The 16301-nt window shown below is 73.5% G+C and carries 16 protein-coding genes; 6 read left to right on the top strand and 10 right to left on the bottom strand.

The genetic code is table 11. The features are described from left to right. Positions 1-3 precede the first annotated feature (3 nt). Positions 4-1797, bottom strand: a complete 1794-nt coding sequence (locus ACIBTX_RS21915) for a RelA/SpoT family protein (RefSeq protein ID WP_396832924.1) — start codon at positions 1795-1797, stop codon at positions 4-6. Between the two features lie 127 nt (positions 1798-1924). After that, positions 1925-3679 carry a DEDD exonuclease domain-containing protein gene (locus ACIBTX_RS21910; protein WP_396832908.1) on the bottom strand — a complete coding sequence of 585 codons (1755 nt, stop codon included), beginning with the start codon at positions 3677-3679 and terminating at the stop codon, positions 1925-1927. Positions 3680-3806: 127 nt separating this feature from the next. On the opposite strand from ACIBTX_RS21910, the gene ACIBTX_RS21905 reads away from it, so the two are divergent. Together ACIBTX_RS21905 and ACIBTX_RS21900 are read left to right on the top strand one after the other, a co-directional pair. Next, a complete protein-coding gene (locus ACIBTX_RS21905; protein ID WP_357126746.1) occupies positions 3807-5237 on the top strand; it encodes an NYN domain-containing protein in 1431 nt (476 codons plus the stop codon). Positions 5238-5360: 123 nt separating this feature from the next. Next, entirely contained in the window at positions 5361-5774 is a 414-nt protein-coding gene (locus tag ACIBTX_RS21900) for a hypothetical protein (protein ID WP_355049393.1), read from the top strand. A 50-nt stretch (positions 5775-5824) separates the two neighbouring features. Here ACIBTX_RS21900 and ACIBTX_RS21895 read toward each other — a convergent pair whose 3' ends face one another. After that, positions 5825-6157, bottom strand: coding sequence for a hypothetical protein (locus ACIBTX_RS21895; RefSeq protein WP_357126750.1), 333 nt, complete (start codon positions 6155-6157; stop codon positions 5825-5827). Positions 6158-6180: 23 nt separating this feature from the next. Continuing rightward, positions 6181-6573: a hypothetical protein gene (locus ACIBTX_RS21890; RefSeq protein ID WP_357126753.1), complete on the bottom strand. Its 393-nt coding sequence runs from the start codon at positions 6571-6573 to the stop codon at positions 6181-6183. A gap of 359 nt (positions 6574-6932) precedes the next feature. Between ACIBTX_RS21890 and ACIBTX_RS21885 the strand changes: the two genes are divergently transcribed. The 4 genes from ACIBTX_RS21885 to ACIBTX_RS21870 all read left to right on the top strand — a co-directional run bounded on the left by ACIBTX_RS21885 (position 6933) and on the right by ACIBTX_RS21870 (position 9857). Next, positions 6933-7166, top strand: coding sequence for a hypothetical protein (locus ACIBTX_RS21885; RefSeq protein ID WP_357126756.1), 234 nt, complete (start codon positions 6933-6935; stop codon positions 7164-7166). Positions 7167-7321: 155 nt separating this feature from the next. Then, positions 7322-7480, top strand: coding sequence for a hypothetical protein (locus ACIBTX_RS21880; RefSeq protein WP_363661088.1), 159 nt, complete (start codon positions 7322-7324; stop codon positions 7478-7480). Continuing rightward, positions 7477-8736, top strand: a complete 1260-nt coding sequence (locus ACIBTX_RS21875; protein WP_357126762.1) for a M48 family metallopeptidase — start codon at positions 7477-7479, stop codon at positions 8734-8736. The genes ACIBTX_RS21880 and ACIBTX_RS21875 overlap by 4 nt, the downstream gene beginning before the upstream one ends. Next, entirely contained in the window at positions 8733-9857 is a 1125-nt protein-coding gene (locus tag ACIBTX_RS21870) for a glycosyltransferase family 4 protein (protein WP_357126765.1), read from the top strand. The genes ACIBTX_RS21875 and ACIBTX_RS21870 overlap by 4 nt, the downstream gene beginning before the upstream one ends. A gap of 13 nt (positions 9858-9870) precedes the next feature. Here ACIBTX_RS21870 and ACIBTX_RS21865 read toward each other — a convergent pair whose 3' ends face one another. The 6 genes from ACIBTX_RS21865 to ACIBTX_RS21840 all read right to left on the bottom strand — a co-directional run bounded on the left by ACIBTX_RS21865 (position 9871) and on the right by ACIBTX_RS21840 (position 16300). After that, a complete protein-coding gene (locus ACIBTX_RS21865; RefSeq protein ID WP_357126768.1) occupies positions 9871-10527 on the bottom strand; it encodes a lysophospholipid acyltransferase family protein in 657 nt (218 codons plus the stop codon). A gap of 12 nt (positions 10528-10539) precedes the next feature. Then, entirely contained in the window at positions 10540-11124 is a 585-nt protein-coding gene (locus tag ACIBTX_RS21860) for a TetR/AcrR family transcriptional regulator (RefSeq protein ID WP_357126771.1), read from the bottom strand. A gap of 71 nt (positions 11125-11195) precedes the next feature. Further along, positions 11196-12854, bottom strand: a complete 1659-nt coding sequence (locus ACIBTX_RS21855; RefSeq protein ID WP_357127307.1) for an EAL domain-containing protein — start codon at positions 12852-12854, stop codon at positions 11196-11198. A gap of 79 nt (positions 12855-12933) precedes the next feature. Beyond that, complete coding sequence (locus ACIBTX_RS21850; protein ID WP_357126774.1) at positions 12934-13743, bottom strand: SAM-dependent methyltransferase; 810 nt, start codon at positions 13741-13743, stop codon at positions 12934-12936. A 189-nt stretch (positions 13744-13932) separates the two neighbouring features. Beyond that, positions 13933-14601: a response regulator transcription factor gene (locus tag ACIBTX_RS21845; protein ID WP_007072219.1), complete on the bottom strand. Its 669-nt coding sequence runs from the start codon at positions 14599-14601 to the stop codon at positions 13933-13935. 7 nt (positions 14602-14608) lie between these two features. Then, positions 14609-16300: a GAF domain-containing sensor histidine kinase gene (locus ACIBTX_RS21840; RefSeq protein WP_357126777.1), complete on the bottom strand. Its 1692-nt coding sequence runs from the start codon at positions 16298-16300 to the stop codon at positions 14609-14611. Position 16301 lies beyond the last annotated feature (1 nt).

The following is a 16301-nucleotide window of genomic DNA, read 5'->3' as shown; positions in this document are numbered from 1 at the left end:
GAGTCACTGTCGATGGTCGACCAGGTCGATGAGCTGGCGTACCACGGCGTCCGGTTCGATCACCCGGTCGAAGACCGCGACGAGCAGGGTCTCCAGGTCGGGGTAGCCCAACTCCTCGGAGAGCCGCAGCAGCGGCAGGTCGCTGGCGAGGCCCCGGTTGTGCTGGCGCAGGGCGAGACCGATGGTGGCCCGACCGAGGCGTACCTTGTCGCTGATCGTGATGCCCGGCTCGGTGTGTTCGGCGAACCACCTGTTGATCTGCATCTGCGCGTGCGGCGACTTGACGAAGCCCAGCCACTCCTTGCGGGGGCCGCGCGGGGCGGCGGCGGCCTCGAAGCCGTTGTCGGCGTCGTTCTCGGTGAAGATCTCCACCACGTCGCCCTCGTCCAGTTCCGAGCTCAGCGGCGCGAGCCGGCCGTTGATGCGGGCCGCGAGGCAGTGGTCACCGCGATGATTGCCCAGCTCGTACGCCAGGTCGACGGGTGTGGCGCCGGCCGGCAGCACCACCTGACGGCCGTCGGCGAAGACCTGGATCTGGCCCTCGGCGAGGTCGCAGCGCAGCGACTCGTAGAACTGCGCCGGGTCGGCGGCCTCCGGCTCCCAGTCGAGCACGCGGCGCAGCCAGTCCAACTGCTCGGCCCGGGCCGCCGCGCTGCCGCTGCCCGAGCGCGGGAAGCGGAAGTCGGCGGCGATGCCGTACTCGGCCGCGCGGTGCATCTCCTGGGTGCGGATCAGCACCTCCACCGTACGGTCCTGCGGGCCGCAGACGCTGGTGTGCAGCGAGCGGTAGAGGTTGTTCTTCGGCGAGGCGATGAAGTCCTTGAAACGGCCCGCTACCGGCCGCCACGTGCCGTGGATCGCGCCCAGCGCCGCGTAACAGTCGGTGGCCGGGCCGTCGACCACCACCGAGATGCGGGGCAGGTCGTACGGCGCGGTGTGGCCGCCGGCGACGGTGTCCTTCCAGATCGAGTAGAGATGCCGGGGACGGGGGCTCACCTCGGCGTCGACCCGGCTGCGCTTGAGCGCGGCCCGGGCGCGGTTGACCACGGCGTCGAGGTAGGCCTCCCAGCCGGGCCGGTCGTGCACGTGCCGGGCCAGCCGGGCGTGCTCGTCGGGCTCCAGGTGCAGCAGCACCACGTCGTCCAGCTCACGCTTGAGGGTCTGGATGCCCAACCGGTCGCAGAGCGGGACCAGGACCTCCTGCGTCTTGCGGGCGATCCGCTCCCGGGACGCCGCCGAGCGCACCCCGAGCGTACGCATGTTGTGCAGCCGGTCGGCCAGCTTGATGATCAGCACCCGGACGTCCTTGGCGGCGGCGACGATCATCTTGCGGACCGTCTCCGCCTCGGCGGCCTTGCCGTAGAACGCCTTGTCGAACTTGGTCACCCCGTCGACCAGGTGGGCCACCTCGTGGCCGAAGTCCTCCGCGAGCGCCTGGAGCGTGTAGCGGGTGTCCTCGACCGTGTCGTGCAGCAGCGCCGCGACCAGGGTGGTGGTGTCCATGCCCAGCTCGGCGCAGATCTGCGCCACCGCGAGAGGATGGGTGATGTACGGCTCGCCGCTCTTGCGGAACTGCCCGCGGTGCATATTTTCCGCGATCGTGTACGCCCGGCGCAGCACCGCCGGATCGGTGCCGGCGTGGATGCCCCGATGGGTGCGGACCAGGTGGGTGACCGGGTCGGAGTCGGTGGTCGGCCAGGTGAGCAACGACCGCAGTCGGCGGGTCAGGGGCAGCTCGCCCGACTGGGTTGGCAGGGCGCCCCCCAGGGCGGCGCCGTGTCCGGCGTCGACGTCCACGAGGGACACCTCCTCACCCCGGCTCCGCGGTCACCGGACCCGGTGAACGGAGCAGGCCCACGAAACGGGCAGGACTGCACTTCCTTAACAGCCTAAGCGAGTCGACGTAGTCCGATCGGTCAGTTGGTCATGAGCGTTCGGTCGAGAGTTGGTGCGACGCCCCGCTCTCGGCCTTCGCCAGCAGGTCACGGAAGCGGCCCGCGCCGCCCGCCGGTGAGGACCAACCGGACGACATCTCGACCAACCGGGTCTCCGGCCGCTCCAACCAGGACAGGATGCGCTCGGACTCCTCGGCGGTGGCCGACGGCACCGGCCCGTGCCCACCCGACACCGTCTCGGCGGTGGCCCGGATGGCGTTCAGCGTGGGTCTCGGGTGGACGCCCGGCGGGGACACCCCGGCGCCGGCCAGCCGACCGTGGCGTACCAGGGCCAGCTCCCAGCCGCCGCGGGCGGCCGGTCGGGCCGCCGCCAGCTCGGCGATCCCGGTCAGCGCCGCCAACCGCTGCATCCGCACCGTGGCGCGCAGCACCGCGGCCAGCCGGTACCGCACCACGGCGGCCTCCTCGTAGCGCTGGTCGGCCGCGAGCACGTCGATCCGGGCCAGCAGCGCGTCCACCACCGGCCGCGGGTCGCTCATGGTGGCCGTCCGGAATGGCTCGACGGCTCTGTCGTCGTACTCCTCGGGGGTGATCCGGTGCTCGCAGGGCGCCGGGCAGCGACCCAGCTCGGCCAGCGCGCAGGCCGGCGTGACGGTGCGCAGCGAGAGCCGGTGCGTGCACTGGCGCAGCGGGACCGCGTCGTGGAAGGCGGCGGCGGCCAGCTCCGCGGCCCGCCGGGAGGTGAACGGCCCGAGGTAGGCGGTGTCGGTGGGGGAGATGTCGCGCACGATCGACAACCGGGGGTACGGCCCGTCGGTCAGCTTGAGCCAGACCATCCGCTCCGGGTACTTCGACCGCCTGTTGTACGGAGGCGCGTGCGCGGCGATCAGCCGCAGCTCGCGGACCTCCGCCTCCAACGAGTGCGCGCACTCCACCGCCTCGACCCGCTCGGCCGCGGCCAGCATCTCGGAGATCCGGGCGCGCTTCTCGCCGGCGGTGAAGTAGCTGCGCACCCGGGTGGCGATGTCGCCCGAGGTGCCGACGTAGAGCGGCCGGTCGTCGGCGGCCCGGAAGATGTAGACCCCCGGGACCCGGGGCAGCCCCTCGGCCAGATGCCGCTTGCGGCGCTGCGTCGGGGTGACCGCGCGGGCGAACTCGATGGCGTCGCCGACGGTGTCGACGCGGTGCCCGCCGAGGCGACCGATCAGACCGTGCAGCACGTCGACGGTGGCCTTGGCGTCGTCCAACGCCCGGTGGGTGGGCTGGGTGGCGGTGCGGAAGTACGCCGCCAGGGTGCCGAGCTTGCGGTTGGGCACCTCGTCGCGGGTCAGCACCCGCCGGGCCAGCGCCGCCGTGTCCAGCACGCGGGGGTTGGGCCAGCGGTAGCCGTGCCGGGCGCAGGCGGCCTTGAGGAAACCCACGTCGTACGGGGCGTTGTGGGCCACCAGCACGGCGTCGGCGATGAACTCCAGGAAGCTGGGCAGCACCTCCTCGATCGGCGGGGCCGGCAGCAGCATGGCCTGGGTGATCCCGGTCAGCACGGTGATGAACGGCGGGATCGGCTGCCCCGGGTTGACCAGGGTGGCCAGCACCCCCAGCTCCTCGCCGCCGCGCACCTTGACCGCGCCGATCTCGGTGATCCCGCCGCCGTCCGGCGCGCCGCCGGTGGTCTCCAGGTCGACCACCACGAAGGTCGTCGCGTACAGCGGCAGGGCCGGGTCCACCCCGCCCACCGCCGGGTCGAGACCGGCCAGTGACTCCTGGACGTACTCCGCCTGTGCCATCGGCGGCACGCTAGCGCCCCGGTCCGACACTCCCGTCGCAGAGGTCCCAGCAGTCACCATGGGGCTAGGATGAGAGATCGGCTCACTCACCAGGCGGTGGGCCCGCCAGCGGTGGGAGACTTGCCACATGCCCCTCGCCGAGCCGCACGACGACCACCTCCCGCAGGAGGATCCGGTCGCCCGCGACGGCGCGGTGAGCGATCCGGACGCCAGTGACACTCCCGCCGATTCGGGCGGTGATCCGACGATCGAGCCGGAGCCGACGCTGCCCGAGCCGGTCCGGCAACGGATCGTGGCGCTGACCGCCGCCGTGCTACCCAGCCTCCCCGGCGACGAGGTGCCGGTGCCGTTGCGGCGGGTGGCCAAGTTCGCCCCCAACCGGCGCGCCCGTCTCGGCGCTCCGGCCATCGCCGCCCAGCTCACCGCCGACCCGCTGTTCCGGCAGCGGGTCACCGCCCGGGTGCTGGCCGATGCCGGTGACCTCGGGGCGGCCGTGGTCGAGGGCACCGCGCCGGCCGCCGCCGACCCGGTCGAGGTGGCCGCACTGGCGTATCTGGTCCGGCCGCGCGGCTGGCGGGAGCTGATCGACGCCAGCGGCGCGGCGGTCCGCGCCGAGGCGGACAGCGCCGTCGTCGCCGAACTGGTCCGCGAGGCCGAGCAGCGGGCCACCCGCGCCGAACACGACCGGGCGGTGGCCCGGGTCGAGGCCGACAAGCTCCGCGACGAGCTGGCCCGGGTCCGCGAGGAACTCGGCCAGCTCCGTGAGGAGTCCCGTCAGCTGGCCCGTACCCTTCGCGAGACGCAGGCCCGCGAGCGCAAGGCCAGCGAACTTCTCGCCACCGAACGCGGCCGGGCCGCGCGCGCCAGCGCGGACGTCGACGCCGAGCTGCGCCGCGCCCGCGCCCGGCTCGCCGAGGCGGAGGCCGCCGCCGGCGTGGCCCGGGCCAGCGCCAAGGAGGCCCGCTCGGTCGACGACGCCCGCCTCTGGCTGCTGCTGGAGACCATCGGTCAGGCCGCCGTCGGGCTGCGCCGGGAGTTGGCGCTCGACCCGGTCGACAAGCTCCCCGCCGACTTCGTCGCCGACGCGTTCGCCGAGCAGCCCGGTACCGCCCCGGCGGGCCCGGCCGCGCGCGCCCGCGACACCGACGACCCGGCCCGGCTCGACCAGCTGCTCGCCCTGCCCCGGGCGCACCTCGTCGTGGACGGCTACAACGTCACCAAGCGCGGCTTCGGCGAGATGTCGCTGGAGCAGCAGCGCAAGCGCCTCATCACCGGGCTGGGCGGTATCGCCGCGCAGACCGGCGACGAGGTCACCGTCGTGTTCGACGGCGCCGAGCGGATGCACGGGCTGCCGCCCGCCCCGCGCGGCGTACGGGTGCTCTTCTCCCGCAAGGGCGAGACCGCCGACGAGCTGATCCGACGCCTGGTCCGCGCCGAGCCGGCGGGCCGTCCGGTCGTCGTGGTCTCGTCCGACCGCGAGGTCGCCGACGGGGTACGCCGGCACGGCGCGTACCCGCTGGGGGCCGACTCGCTGCTGCGCCGCCTCGCCCGCTCCTGACCGCACGTCCGGGCAGGCTGTCGGGGCGGGCAAGAATTTGGCGAGGTTCCGGCAGGTCCGGTCGGCGACGGTGTCCGCATCCGCCCGGCACCGCCGGGCACCGGACGAAGGCAGGCGAACGACATGGGAAAGAGACTGCTGGGCACCATCCTCGGCACGGTGGTCACACTGGCGGCGCTCCTGGTCGCCCCGGCAGCGGCCCAGGCGGCCTCGGGTGGCGGCTGCACCGGGGCCTACCCGATCAGCTCGTGCATCTCGTACCAGGGCTCCAACCAGACCGTGGTGGGTGACTTCTACATGAACGCCACCCCGGACGGGTCCCGGTGCACGGCGTACCTCCAGTTGCGGACCAGCAACAACGGCAACACCTCCTGGATCTACTACGACCTCAACCGGACCGGCCGGTTCGGGCCGATCAGCCGCAACGTCAACGTGATGAACAACTTCAAGGGCTCCGCCGTGGCGGTGGTCGAGGTCTACACGTGCAGCGGAGCGTTTCACGGCACCTACACCAGCCCTCGGGTCTACTACCCGTGACGTACGGATCCGGCCGTTGGCGCGTCAGCGCCAGCGGCCGGATCGGCGTGTCAGACGCAGCGGGAGACGGCGGGGTTCGGGTCGTGGCCGGTGTACATGTAGTCACCGGCGAGCATGCCGCTCGCGTTGCCGTAGAAGGCGTTGTACCAGACGGTGTCGCCGTTGACCGACGATCCGGTCGCCCAGCAGTTCAGGTAGACCGACTGGCCCTTCGGGATCGTCAGGATGACCGAGCACTGCGAATTGTTCAGCCACTGGCAGTAGCGCAGGTTCAGGTCCGTCTTCGTCGTGAAGTAACCACCGGCGAACGCCGGGTTGGCGACCAGGCCGACCGATGCGGTCACCGCGACCGCGCAGGCGGCCAGGAGACGTCGTGGATTCATGTCGTCAACCTCCGGTGAGCGGGTCAGTAGGAGCAGTACGGGGAGTCCATGATGTCGATGGCGACCGCGTAGCCGTACGGCTCGAGGTAGGCCAGTTCGCCCGGGGAGACGCAGACCCAGTCGTTGTTGGAGTAGAAGATCTTCGCGCCGTCGTCGTTGCGGCTGTTGTAGACCCAGTCCGCGCCCTTACTGCGGGACCCGAGGGTCTGGTAGTAGGTGTCCTGGAACGACGCGGTCGGCGGCGCGCCGTCGTACGGGTTGCCGCTCACCCAGAAGCAGACGCGGGGGTAGTTGCAGCCGAGTGCCGAGGTGGCCTGCGCCGGCGTGGCGACGAGCCCGCCCGCGGCCGTCGTGACGCCCGCGAGGAGCGCGACGGCGGTGAGCCGGGAGCGTGTGGTCGAAGATGGTCCGCGCATGTCGAAGCCTCCGTTGAGTCAGGGTGGTGCGACCCGTTCCGTTCGGCCCGGACCGACGGCCAGGGCTGGGGCCTCGCCCGGCGTGGCCCGGACGTAGCACCACGATCGCAGTGACCTGGATCGACGAAACAGGCGCTTGACCGGCAGTTGACCGGCGATTCGACGGGGTGCGCCCGCGCGAGGTCGGCGATGTCGGGCTGTCCGGCCGTTCGGGATACCCCGATTTCGCTGATCTGGAGTCGATCTAGCCCTCAACGGGCGGTTCTGTCGTACCCGGTGGATAACGTCGATGTGACCGACGGTGCTCGGGTGGCGACGACAGGGTGTCGGCCGCGCATCGCGAGCGATCAGGAGGCGTGATGCTCATCGACTGCGACGGGTGCGCGAAGCGGGCCGACGGCTGCTCCGGCTGCCCGCTGACCGCCCTGTTCGACGACACGTCCCCGGCGGCCGGGCTGGTCGCCGCCGAGGTTGAGGCGATCGAGGTGTTCGCCCGGGCCGGCTTCGACGTCGAGGTGCTGGCCGCGCCCGCCCGGCCCGACGCGCCCGCCCGGCCCGGCGCTGGCGCGCGTCGGGTCCGCCGGGTGGCCTGAGCCCTCGCCCCGGGGCCGGCCGGATGGCCGTCGACGAGCCGTGCGGGCGCTGAGCACAGCCGTGCGGGGGCCGCGTCGGCGAAGTGCGTCACCGCACCCGAAGCGGGCTTTTCGCGGGCCATAGGATGGGCGGTCACGGCGGGAGGAGCGGCGGGATGAGCGGGGTACGACGCGAGCACGACGGGCCCGTCGGTGCCCCGCGCGCCGGTGCCGTGTGGCGGTGGCGCGGCCACGCGCGGCGGCCCGACGCCGCCGCGTGCCGGGGTGATCGTGACCGGGCCTTGAGCGTGGTGGCCACGGCGGTGCGCCGGTGAGCCCGCGCGGCTGGGCGTTGTTGACGTTGGCCGGGTTGACGGTGGCCCTGCTGGTGACCGTCGCCGTGTTCGTGCCCTGGCACCGGCCCCCGGCCCCCCGTGCCGACCAGCTCGCCGCTCTGCGGGATCTCCCGGCCGACCAGGTGGCCAGGGGGCGGGAGTTCCGCGCCGCGCTGCGCCCCGGCGGCTACGCCGCGCTCGCCGTGGGGCTGCTGATCGCCGTCGCGCTGGGGCTCACCCCGCTGGGCGGTCGCCTGGTCGAGCTGGTGGGCCGGCCCTTCGGTGGGCACTGGATCGCCCAGGCGGTGCTCGGCGGCCTCGCCGTGGTGCTCGTCGCCGACCTGCTCACCCTCCCGTTCTCCGCCTGGCGGCAGACCGTCCTGACCCGCTACGGGCTCAGCACCAACTCCTGGAGTGGCTGGGCCGTCGACCTGCTCAAGTCGTACGCGGTGAGCGCCGTCATCGGTGCGGTGGCGCTGTTCGGCTTCTACCTGGTCATCCGGCTCGCGCCGCGCTGGTGGTGGGCGCTCGGCGCGGCGGGCGCGGCCCTGCTGGTGGTGCTGCTGTCGTTCGTGCTGCCGGTGCTCGTGGAGCCGGTGTTCAACAAGTTCACCCCGATGGAGCAGGGTGCGCTGCGCACCGAGCTGATGAGCATGGCCGCCCGCGACGGGGTGCCGGTGCGCGACGTGCTCGTCGCCGACGCCTCCCGGCGGACCACGGCGGTCAACGCGTACGTCTCCGGCCTCGGCCCGACCCGCCGGGTGGTCGTCTATGACACGCTGCTGCGCGAGGCCGACCCCGCCGAGGTGACGGCCGTGGTGGCGCACGAGCTGGGCCACGCGAAGGACTCCGACGTGGCGGTGGGCACGCTGACCGGGGCGCTGGGAGTCGCCGCCGCGGTGGTGGCCCTCTACCTGCTCGGCTCGTGGGGGCTGCTGCTGCGGTTGGCCGGCGTCGACTCGATCGCCCATCCACGCGCGTTTCCACTGGTAATTGCCCTGGTCACGGTGGCTGGTCTGGTCGCCACCCCGGTGCAGGCGCTGGTGTCGCGGCGGGTGGAGGCGCGGGCCGACGCGCACGCGCTCGCGCTCACCGGCGACCCGGCGGCCTTCGAGTCGATGCAGCGCCGTCTCGGCACGGTCAACCTGGGCGACCCCGACCCGCCGCGGTGGGAATACCTCTACTCGGCCTCGCATCCGTCCACCGTGGAGCGGATGGCCGCCGCCCGCGCGTACGCCCGGGAGGCACGCCGATGAGCCGCACGTTGCTGATCACGAACGACTTTCCGCCCCGCCCGGGGGGCATCCAGTCCTTCGTGCACAACCTCGCTGTGCGTCAGCCGGCGGGGTCGGTGGTCGTCTACGCGTCGAGCTGGCGTGGTGCGGAGAAGTTCGACGCCGACCAGCCGTTCGAGGTGATCCGGGAACGCACCCGGGTGCTCCTGCCCACCCCGCTGATCGCCCGGCGCGCGGCCCGGCTCGCCCGCACGTACGACTGCGACACGGTGTGGTTCGGCGCGGCGGCCCCGCTGGGGTTGCTCGCGGCCGGTCTGCGCAGGCGCGCGGGCGTACGCCGGGTGGTGGCGCAGACCCACGGCCACGAGGTCGGCTGGGCGGCGCTGCCGGCCGCGCGGCCGGCGCTGCGGCGCATCGGGCGTGGCGTCGACGTGACCACCTACCTCGGCGAGTACACGCGCGCCCGGCTCGCCCGGGTGCTGGCCGGGGTGACCGACCTGCGGCGGCTCGCGCCGGGCGTGGACGTGGACGCCTACCACCCGTCGGTGGACGGCGAGCCGGTCCGGGCCCGGTTGGGGCTGACCGACCGGCCGGTGGTGGTCTGCGTGTCGCGTCTCGTGCCGCGCAAGGGCCAGGACATGCTGATCCGGGCACTGCCGGAGATCCGCCGCCGGGTGCCCGACGCGGCGCTGCTGATCGTCGGCGGCGGGCCGTACCGGGCCACTCTGGAGAAGCTGGCCCGCCAGACCGGCGTCGAGCGGGACGTGGTCTTCACCGGCTCGGTGCCGGCGGCCGACCTGCCCGCGCACTACGCGGCCGGCGACGTCTACGCCATGCCCTGCCGTACCCGCAACCGTGGCCTGGACGTGGAGGGGCTGGGCATCGTCTACCTGGAGGCGTCCGCGACCGGCCTGCCGGTGGTGGCCGGCGACTCCGGCGGCGCGCCCGACGCGGTCCGGGAGGGCGAGACCGGGTACGTGGTCCGTGGCCGGGACGTCGCCCAGCTCGCCGACCGGGTCGCCCGGCTGCTCGGCGACCGGGACCTGGCCCGCCAACTCGGGGCGGCCGGCCGGGCGTGGGTGGAGCGGGAGTGGCGCTGGGAGGCGCAGGCGCAGCGGATGGCGGCTCTGCTGGCCGGCTGACCGCCGCCGCCGCTCAGGCGCGGGGTTGCCGGGGCGGGGCGTAGCGGGGGACGTACTCCTGGTCGGTGAGCCCTTGGATCGCGGCCATCACCTCGTCCGTGATGGCCCGGATGTCGCGCGGCCCGGTGATGCGGTCGGCGACCGGGATCGCCGGGCCGAAGCGCAGGGCGACCGGGTGTCGGCGGGGGATTCGCGCGTCGACCGGCAACACCTCGGCGGTGCCGAGTACGCCGACCGGGATGATCGGGACCTCGGCGTCGCGGGCCAACCGGGTCATTCCGGTGCGGCCGCGGTAGAGCCGCCCGTCGGGGGACCGGGTGCCCTCCGGGAAGATGGCGACGAGACCGCCGGCGCGCAACACCGGCACGGCCGCGTCGAAGGCCGTGAGGGCGGCCCGGCCGCCGGCGCGCTCGACGCGGATGGCGCCCATGCCGGCCACGACGTGCCGGCTGAGCCAGCTGCCGGTGAAGTACTCGGCCTTGGCCCAGAACGTCACGTGTCGGGGTGTCAGGCAGGCGAGGACCACCTGGTCGGCGACGGACAGGTGGTTGCTGGCGAGGATCGCTCCGCCTCGGCGGGGCAGGTGCTCCAGGCCTTGGACGCGGGGTCGCCAGCCCAGTCGCAGGGCTGAGCCGACGGTCAGTTTGCTGAGGTCGTACAGCAGGGGCACGTCTTCTCCCGTTCAGTTCCGCGCGGGGCCGAGGTACGCGTCGAGCGCGGCCCGCAGCACGGTGTCGTCGTCGCGGTCGCCGGTGGCCAGCGGCAGGCTGCCCCAGGCCCAGAGCTGGGCGATGCCGTGCAGGTTGGCCCAGAGCGCGCCGGCCACCACCGGCGCGGGCGGGGCGGTCGGCTGGCGTGTCTGGGCAACCAGGTCGGTCAGGAGGGTGAACAGCGGCAGGCTCGTCTCGCGCAGCCGTAGACGACTGCTGGCCAGCAGGTCGTGGCGGAACATCAGCTCGAACATGCCGCGGTGCCCGGCGGCGAAGTCCAGGTACGTCCGGGCCAGCGCGACCAGTCGGGTACGCGGCTCCGTACCGGCCGCGTGGATCGTCCGCTCCACCCGGGCGGTGAGGTCGGCGAAGCCCTCCCGGGCGATGGCCGAGAGCAGGTCGACGTGGGTGGGGAAGTAGCGGCGCGGGGCGCCGTGCGACACGCCCGCCCGACGGGCGATCTCCCGCAGGGACACGGCGGACTGGCCCTCACGCAACACGAGGTCGACTCCGGCCGCCACCAGCCGGGCCCGGACTCCGGCCTCCTCCACGGTCATAGACACTGTCTACCAGTTCGCCGTAGACGTTGTCTACGGCCGTGGGCGACGGTGCGGGTGCCCGTGCCGGCTCAGCGGATGCGGGCCAGGATGCGGTCGGCAGGGGCCGGGCGGCCGAAGTGCCAGCCCTGGGCGGCGTCGCAGCCGATCGCCCGCAGCCGCTCGGCCTGCCCGGCGGTCTCCACCCCCTCGGCGGTCACCGTGAGGTCGAGGGCGTGCGCCAGCGACACCAGCGAGGCGAGGATCCGCTCGTCGGTACGCCCCACCGTCGGCGACCGCAGGCCAGCCACGAACTCGCCGGCCACCTTCAGCTCGGTGACGGGCAGATCCCGCAGGTACGCCAGGTTGCTGTAGCCGGTGCCGAAGTCGTCGATGGCGATCCGTACGCCCAGGTCGGCCAGCAGCCGCAGCGCCCGGACGGGCTCCTTGGCGCTGCTCATCATCGTGCTCTCGGTGATCTCCAACTGGAGTCGTTCGGGCGGCAGGCCGGTCTGGCGCAGCAGCGTACGGACCTCCCGCACCAGACCGGGCCGGTGCACCTGCCGGACGGCCAGGTTGACGCTCACGAACGGCGCCTGCGCGCCATCCGTCGACCACGCCTCCGCCTCCCGGCACGCCTCGGCGAGCACCCACCCGCCCAGTTGCACGATCAGACCGGTCTCCTCGGCCAGCGCGATGAAGCTGTCCGGCCGCAGGACGCCCAGCTCCGGGTGTCGCCAGCGGACCAGCGCCTCCACACCGAGCAGTCGGCCGTCGCGCAGCGAGGTCAGGGGCTGGTAGTCGAGATAGAACTCGCCCCGCTCCAGCGCGGCCGGGATGGCCGCCGACAGGGCGTACCGGGCCAGCTCGCGACGGTTGCGCTCGGCGTCGTAGAGCGCCCAGCGCGCCCCTCCGGCCGACTTCGCCCAGTGCAGGGTGCTGTCGGCGGCCCGCATCAGGTCACTCGGGTTGGAGCCGGCCACCTGCCGCTCGACGATGCCGATGCTCGCCGTGACCTGGAGCTCGTGCCCGTCGACCACCGCGGGTGTCCGGACCGCGGCCAGAGCGCTCTCGGCGACCTCCACGACCGCGTCGGTGCCGCCCGCGCCCTCCACCAGGATGACGAACTCGTCCCCACCGAGGCGGGCCACCAGATGCTCACCGAGGCACTGGCGCAGCCGGTCGGCCACCGTGGTCAGCAACCGGTCGCCGACCTGGTGTCCCAGCGTGTCGTTGACCACCTTGAAGCGGTCCAGGTCGAGGAAGCACACCCCGACGCGTTGGGCGCCCCGGCCCGGCTCGTTGAGCGCGGCGGTGAGCCGCTCGGTGAACAGCGTCCGGTTGGGCAGACCGGTGAGCGGGTCGTGGGTGGCCTGGTGGCGGAACCGCGCCTCGCTGGCCCGCAGCGCCCGTTCGGCCTGGGTGCGCGCCATCATGGCGGCCCGGCGGATGGACTCCTGCTCATCGAGCGTGCGGTCCCGCAGCGCGCGGGCGTAACCGGTCGCCACGGCGGCCAGGAGTCGGGCCATCCGGTCCTCGACGTCCTCGGCCACCAGTCCCAGGTCCCGCACGAGCCGAAGCTGGATCACCTCGACGGTACGGCCCAGTCCCTCGGCGGACGCGATGTGCGCGGCGACCAACTCCGCACCGACCCGGTGCCCGGCCCGCAGGTCGAACGGCTCGGCGAGCAGCGCCTGGGCCAACTGGCCGGCGAGCCTCTGCAACAGGGCCTCGAGCTGGGCCTGTGTCATCGGTAGGTAGCTCGTACCGGAGACCGCCTTGGCCCAGGCGCGGGCGAAGGTGCCGGGGCGGGTGACCGCCGAGGGCGACTCAGTCACCGAGTCGCCCGACGCCGCCCATGAAGACCGCCCGCTCGGCGTCCTCCGCGCTCTCGGGGGTGTCCGGTCGCCACTGTGGCACCCAGACGACGCCCGGATCGACCAGCTCGAACCCGTCGAAGAGGGCGGTCACCTCGGCCCGGTTGCGAATCGTGAGCGGGCTGTCGGTACGCCGGTAGACGCGTTCGGCCTCGGCGCGCTCCTCCCCGGCGCGGCCGTCGTCGCTGGCCTGCGACAACACCAGGTAGCTGCCGGGCGCCACCGCGTCCCGAAGCGTCGCCAGCAACTCCGCCGGCCGGTCGTCGTCGGGGACGAAGTGCAGGACCGCCACGATCATCACCGCCACCGGCTGGCCGAGGTCGAGCAGCCGGCGCGTGTCGGGGTGCGCCAGGATCTCCTCCGGGTGCCGCAGGTCCTCCTGGACGATCGTCGCCCGGTCGTTGTCGGCCAGGATCTCCCGGCTGTGCGCCACCGCGACCGGGTCGACGTCCACGTAGACCACCCGCGACGCCGGGTCGATCCGCTGGGCGATCTCGTGCACGTTGCCGACCGTGGGGATGCCCGAGCCGATGTCCAGGAACTGGCGGACGCCGGCCTCGGCGAGGTGGTGGACCGCCCGGCGCAGGAACGCGCGGTTGGCCTGCGCGGCCAGCGGCGCCTCCGGTACGGCCGCCACCATCGCCTGCGCGGCGGCCCGGTCGGCGGCGAAGTTGTGCGATCCGCCGAGGTAGTAGTCGTACATCCGGGCGACGCTCGGGCGCTCGATGTCGATGGTGTCGGGCGCCCAGTCCGGCCGCTGCATGCGCTCACCCCTTGAGTCCACGACGCGGACGTCATCGCCCGCGCGGGTATTCTGCCCCCGCGGTACCCGCCAGACCATAGCGTGCCCGTCCACCCGTCGCGGACGTCGGTCGATACGCGAAGGTCCGCGACGGCGGCGAGCCGGCGCGGACCTTCGGTTACGGAATTACGCTCGACGAACGGGCGCGGGTCAGAACTTCGGCGCGTCCGGCGCTTCGAGCAGGCCGAGTCGCAGCGCGGTCATCAGGGCCTGTGCCCGGTTGGCGGCGCCGAGCTTCTCGTAGAGCTTGGAGATGTGCGTCTTCGCCGTGGACTCGCTGACGAACAGCTGCTTGGCGATGCCCGCCACGCTCATCCCGTCGGCGAGCAGCCGCAGCACCTGCCCCTCGCGGGGGGAGAGCTGCGGGCCGGAGGGGGCGAGCCGACGCTTCATCGCCTCGGCCAGGTCGGCGGCGGTGAACGCGCTCGGGGACGAGGCGGCGTGCCGCGCGGCGGCCACGACCTCGTCGGCCGGGGCGGTCTTGGGCACGAAGGCGCTCGCCCCGGCCTCCAGGGCGCCGAAGAGCTGGTCGTCGCCGGCGTACATGGTCAGCACCACGATGCCCATCGACGCGCTGGACTTGCGCAGCGCGCGGGTGGCCTCCAGGCCGCTGCCGTCGGGCAGCCGCAGATCCATGATCACCACGTCCGGCTGGAGGGCGCCGGCCTGGCGTACCCCCTCTGCCGCGGTCGCGGCCTCGCCGACGACCTCGAACTGACGGTCGCGCTCGAAGGCGTGCCGCAGGCCCTTACGAATCAGGTCATGATCGTCAACAAGGAGGACCTTGGTGCGGGTGGCCGGTGTCGGACTTGTGGTCATCCTCGGGTTACTCCCCTTCTGGTGCTGCGCTGTCACGCACGTTATCGCGCCGGGACGAGGTGCCGAGAACCACCGCCACGGTCGTGCCGCTGGGTTGCCGCGGCCTGATCTCCAACCGGCCCCGGATACGTTCCGCCCTCTCGGCCATGATCGCAAGACCGTACCGCCCGTCGGGGCGCTGGTCAGCCATCCCCTGACCGTCATCCGACACTTCTATTTGCGCGTACGGGGGGTCGACCTCACACGTGACCCACAAATTGGACGCTCCGGCGTGCTTGCGGGCGTTGGTCACGGCCTCCTGCGCGATGCGCAGCAACTCGGCCTCGGTGGCCGCCGGCAGGCGGGCCGTGGACTCGTCCAGCGACAGGTGCACCCGCAACCCGCCCGACGCGCCGACGGTGCGGGCGTACTCGGCGATCGCCGCGGCCAGGCCGCCCTGCCGGTCCACCTCGCTGCGCAGCTCGAAGAGGCTCAGCCGCAGCTCCTGGATCACCCGGGTCACCTCGGCGCGCAGCGTCCGCAAGGCCTCGGCCGTCTCGTCCGCGTCGTCGAAGACGGTGGCCAGGGCGTTGTCGATGCCGTAGCCGACCATCACCAGCTCCTGCGCCACCCCGTCGTGGATCTCCCGGGCCAGCCGCTGGCGCTCCTCGTTGGTGGCCAGCGACCGGACCTCGTCGAACAGCAGCGCCGCCTCCAGCCGCAGCGCGGCGGGCCGGGTCAGCCCGGTCACCCGGGACACCACCGGCGGCGGGTACGCCTGCGCGACATCGGCCTCCAGCACCACCAGCCCCACCGTGCGTACCCCCGCGACCAGCGGGACGATCAGCGCGGACACGTCCGGACCCCGGTGCGAGCGGGACTGCGAGCGGGCGGCGGTGGTGGCCTGCTGACTGGCCCAGGCGTCGGCGATGGCCGAGTCCGCGTCCAGCGTCGTCTCCCAGTCCACGCGGTCCGCCCCGGCCTGGGCGAGGACCACGAGCCGGCCGCCGCCGCTGGCGGACAGCACCGCGCCGCGGTCCGCCCGGGCCACCGTGCGCAGCTCGTCGATCAGGTGCTCGGAGATGCCCCCCGGGTCCAGGGTCGCCCCGGGCAGCTGCCGGGCCACCGTCCGCAGTTGGGTCAACAGCCGGGTGGCCTCGGCGTACGGCTGGGGCTTGCTGTCGGCGCGTACGGCCATCACCCGGTGCAGGGTGCCGGCGGCGTAGAGCCCGAGCGCGGCCAGGATCAACCACTGCGCGCAGACCGCGAGGTAGCCCACCTGGCCGAGTTGACGTTCCCCGTCGACCTCGGTCAGCGCCCCGCTGACCAGCAGCGTGCCGGCGGTCACCGCGAGCAGCGCCGCGCCCTCGCGGAAGCGGCGGCGCAGCGCGGTGACGGTCACCGGCACCGCCAGGTAGGGCAGCACGGCGGAGGCGCCGAGCCCGTCGACCGTGCCGCCGATCGACGCGACCGCGGCGACCTGGCTCGCGGCCAGCCCCAGCACCACCACCTCGGCGACCCGGCTCAGCGGCCCGACCAGCCGGTGCTGCGGCGCGAGCAGGGAGGGCAGCCCGGCGACCGCCAGCAGCGCGATCCACCACAGCTGGGTGACGTCGCGGGTGGCGAACAGGGTCAGGATCGCGACCAGCGCCAGCATCACCACGCGGGCGGCCGCGGCGAGAGGATGCGGGTGTGGGACGGCGGTTGTGGATGCGGGCACG

The sequence above is a fragment of the Micromonospora sp. NPDC049359 genome, assembly GCF_044466585.1.
Taxonomy (GTDB): Bacteria; Actinomycetota; Actinomycetes; order Mycobacteriales; family Micromonosporaceae; genus Micromonospora.
The sequence above is the reverse complement of the archived record's forward strand: the minus strand, read 5'-3'. Positions and strand labels throughout refer to the sequence as shown.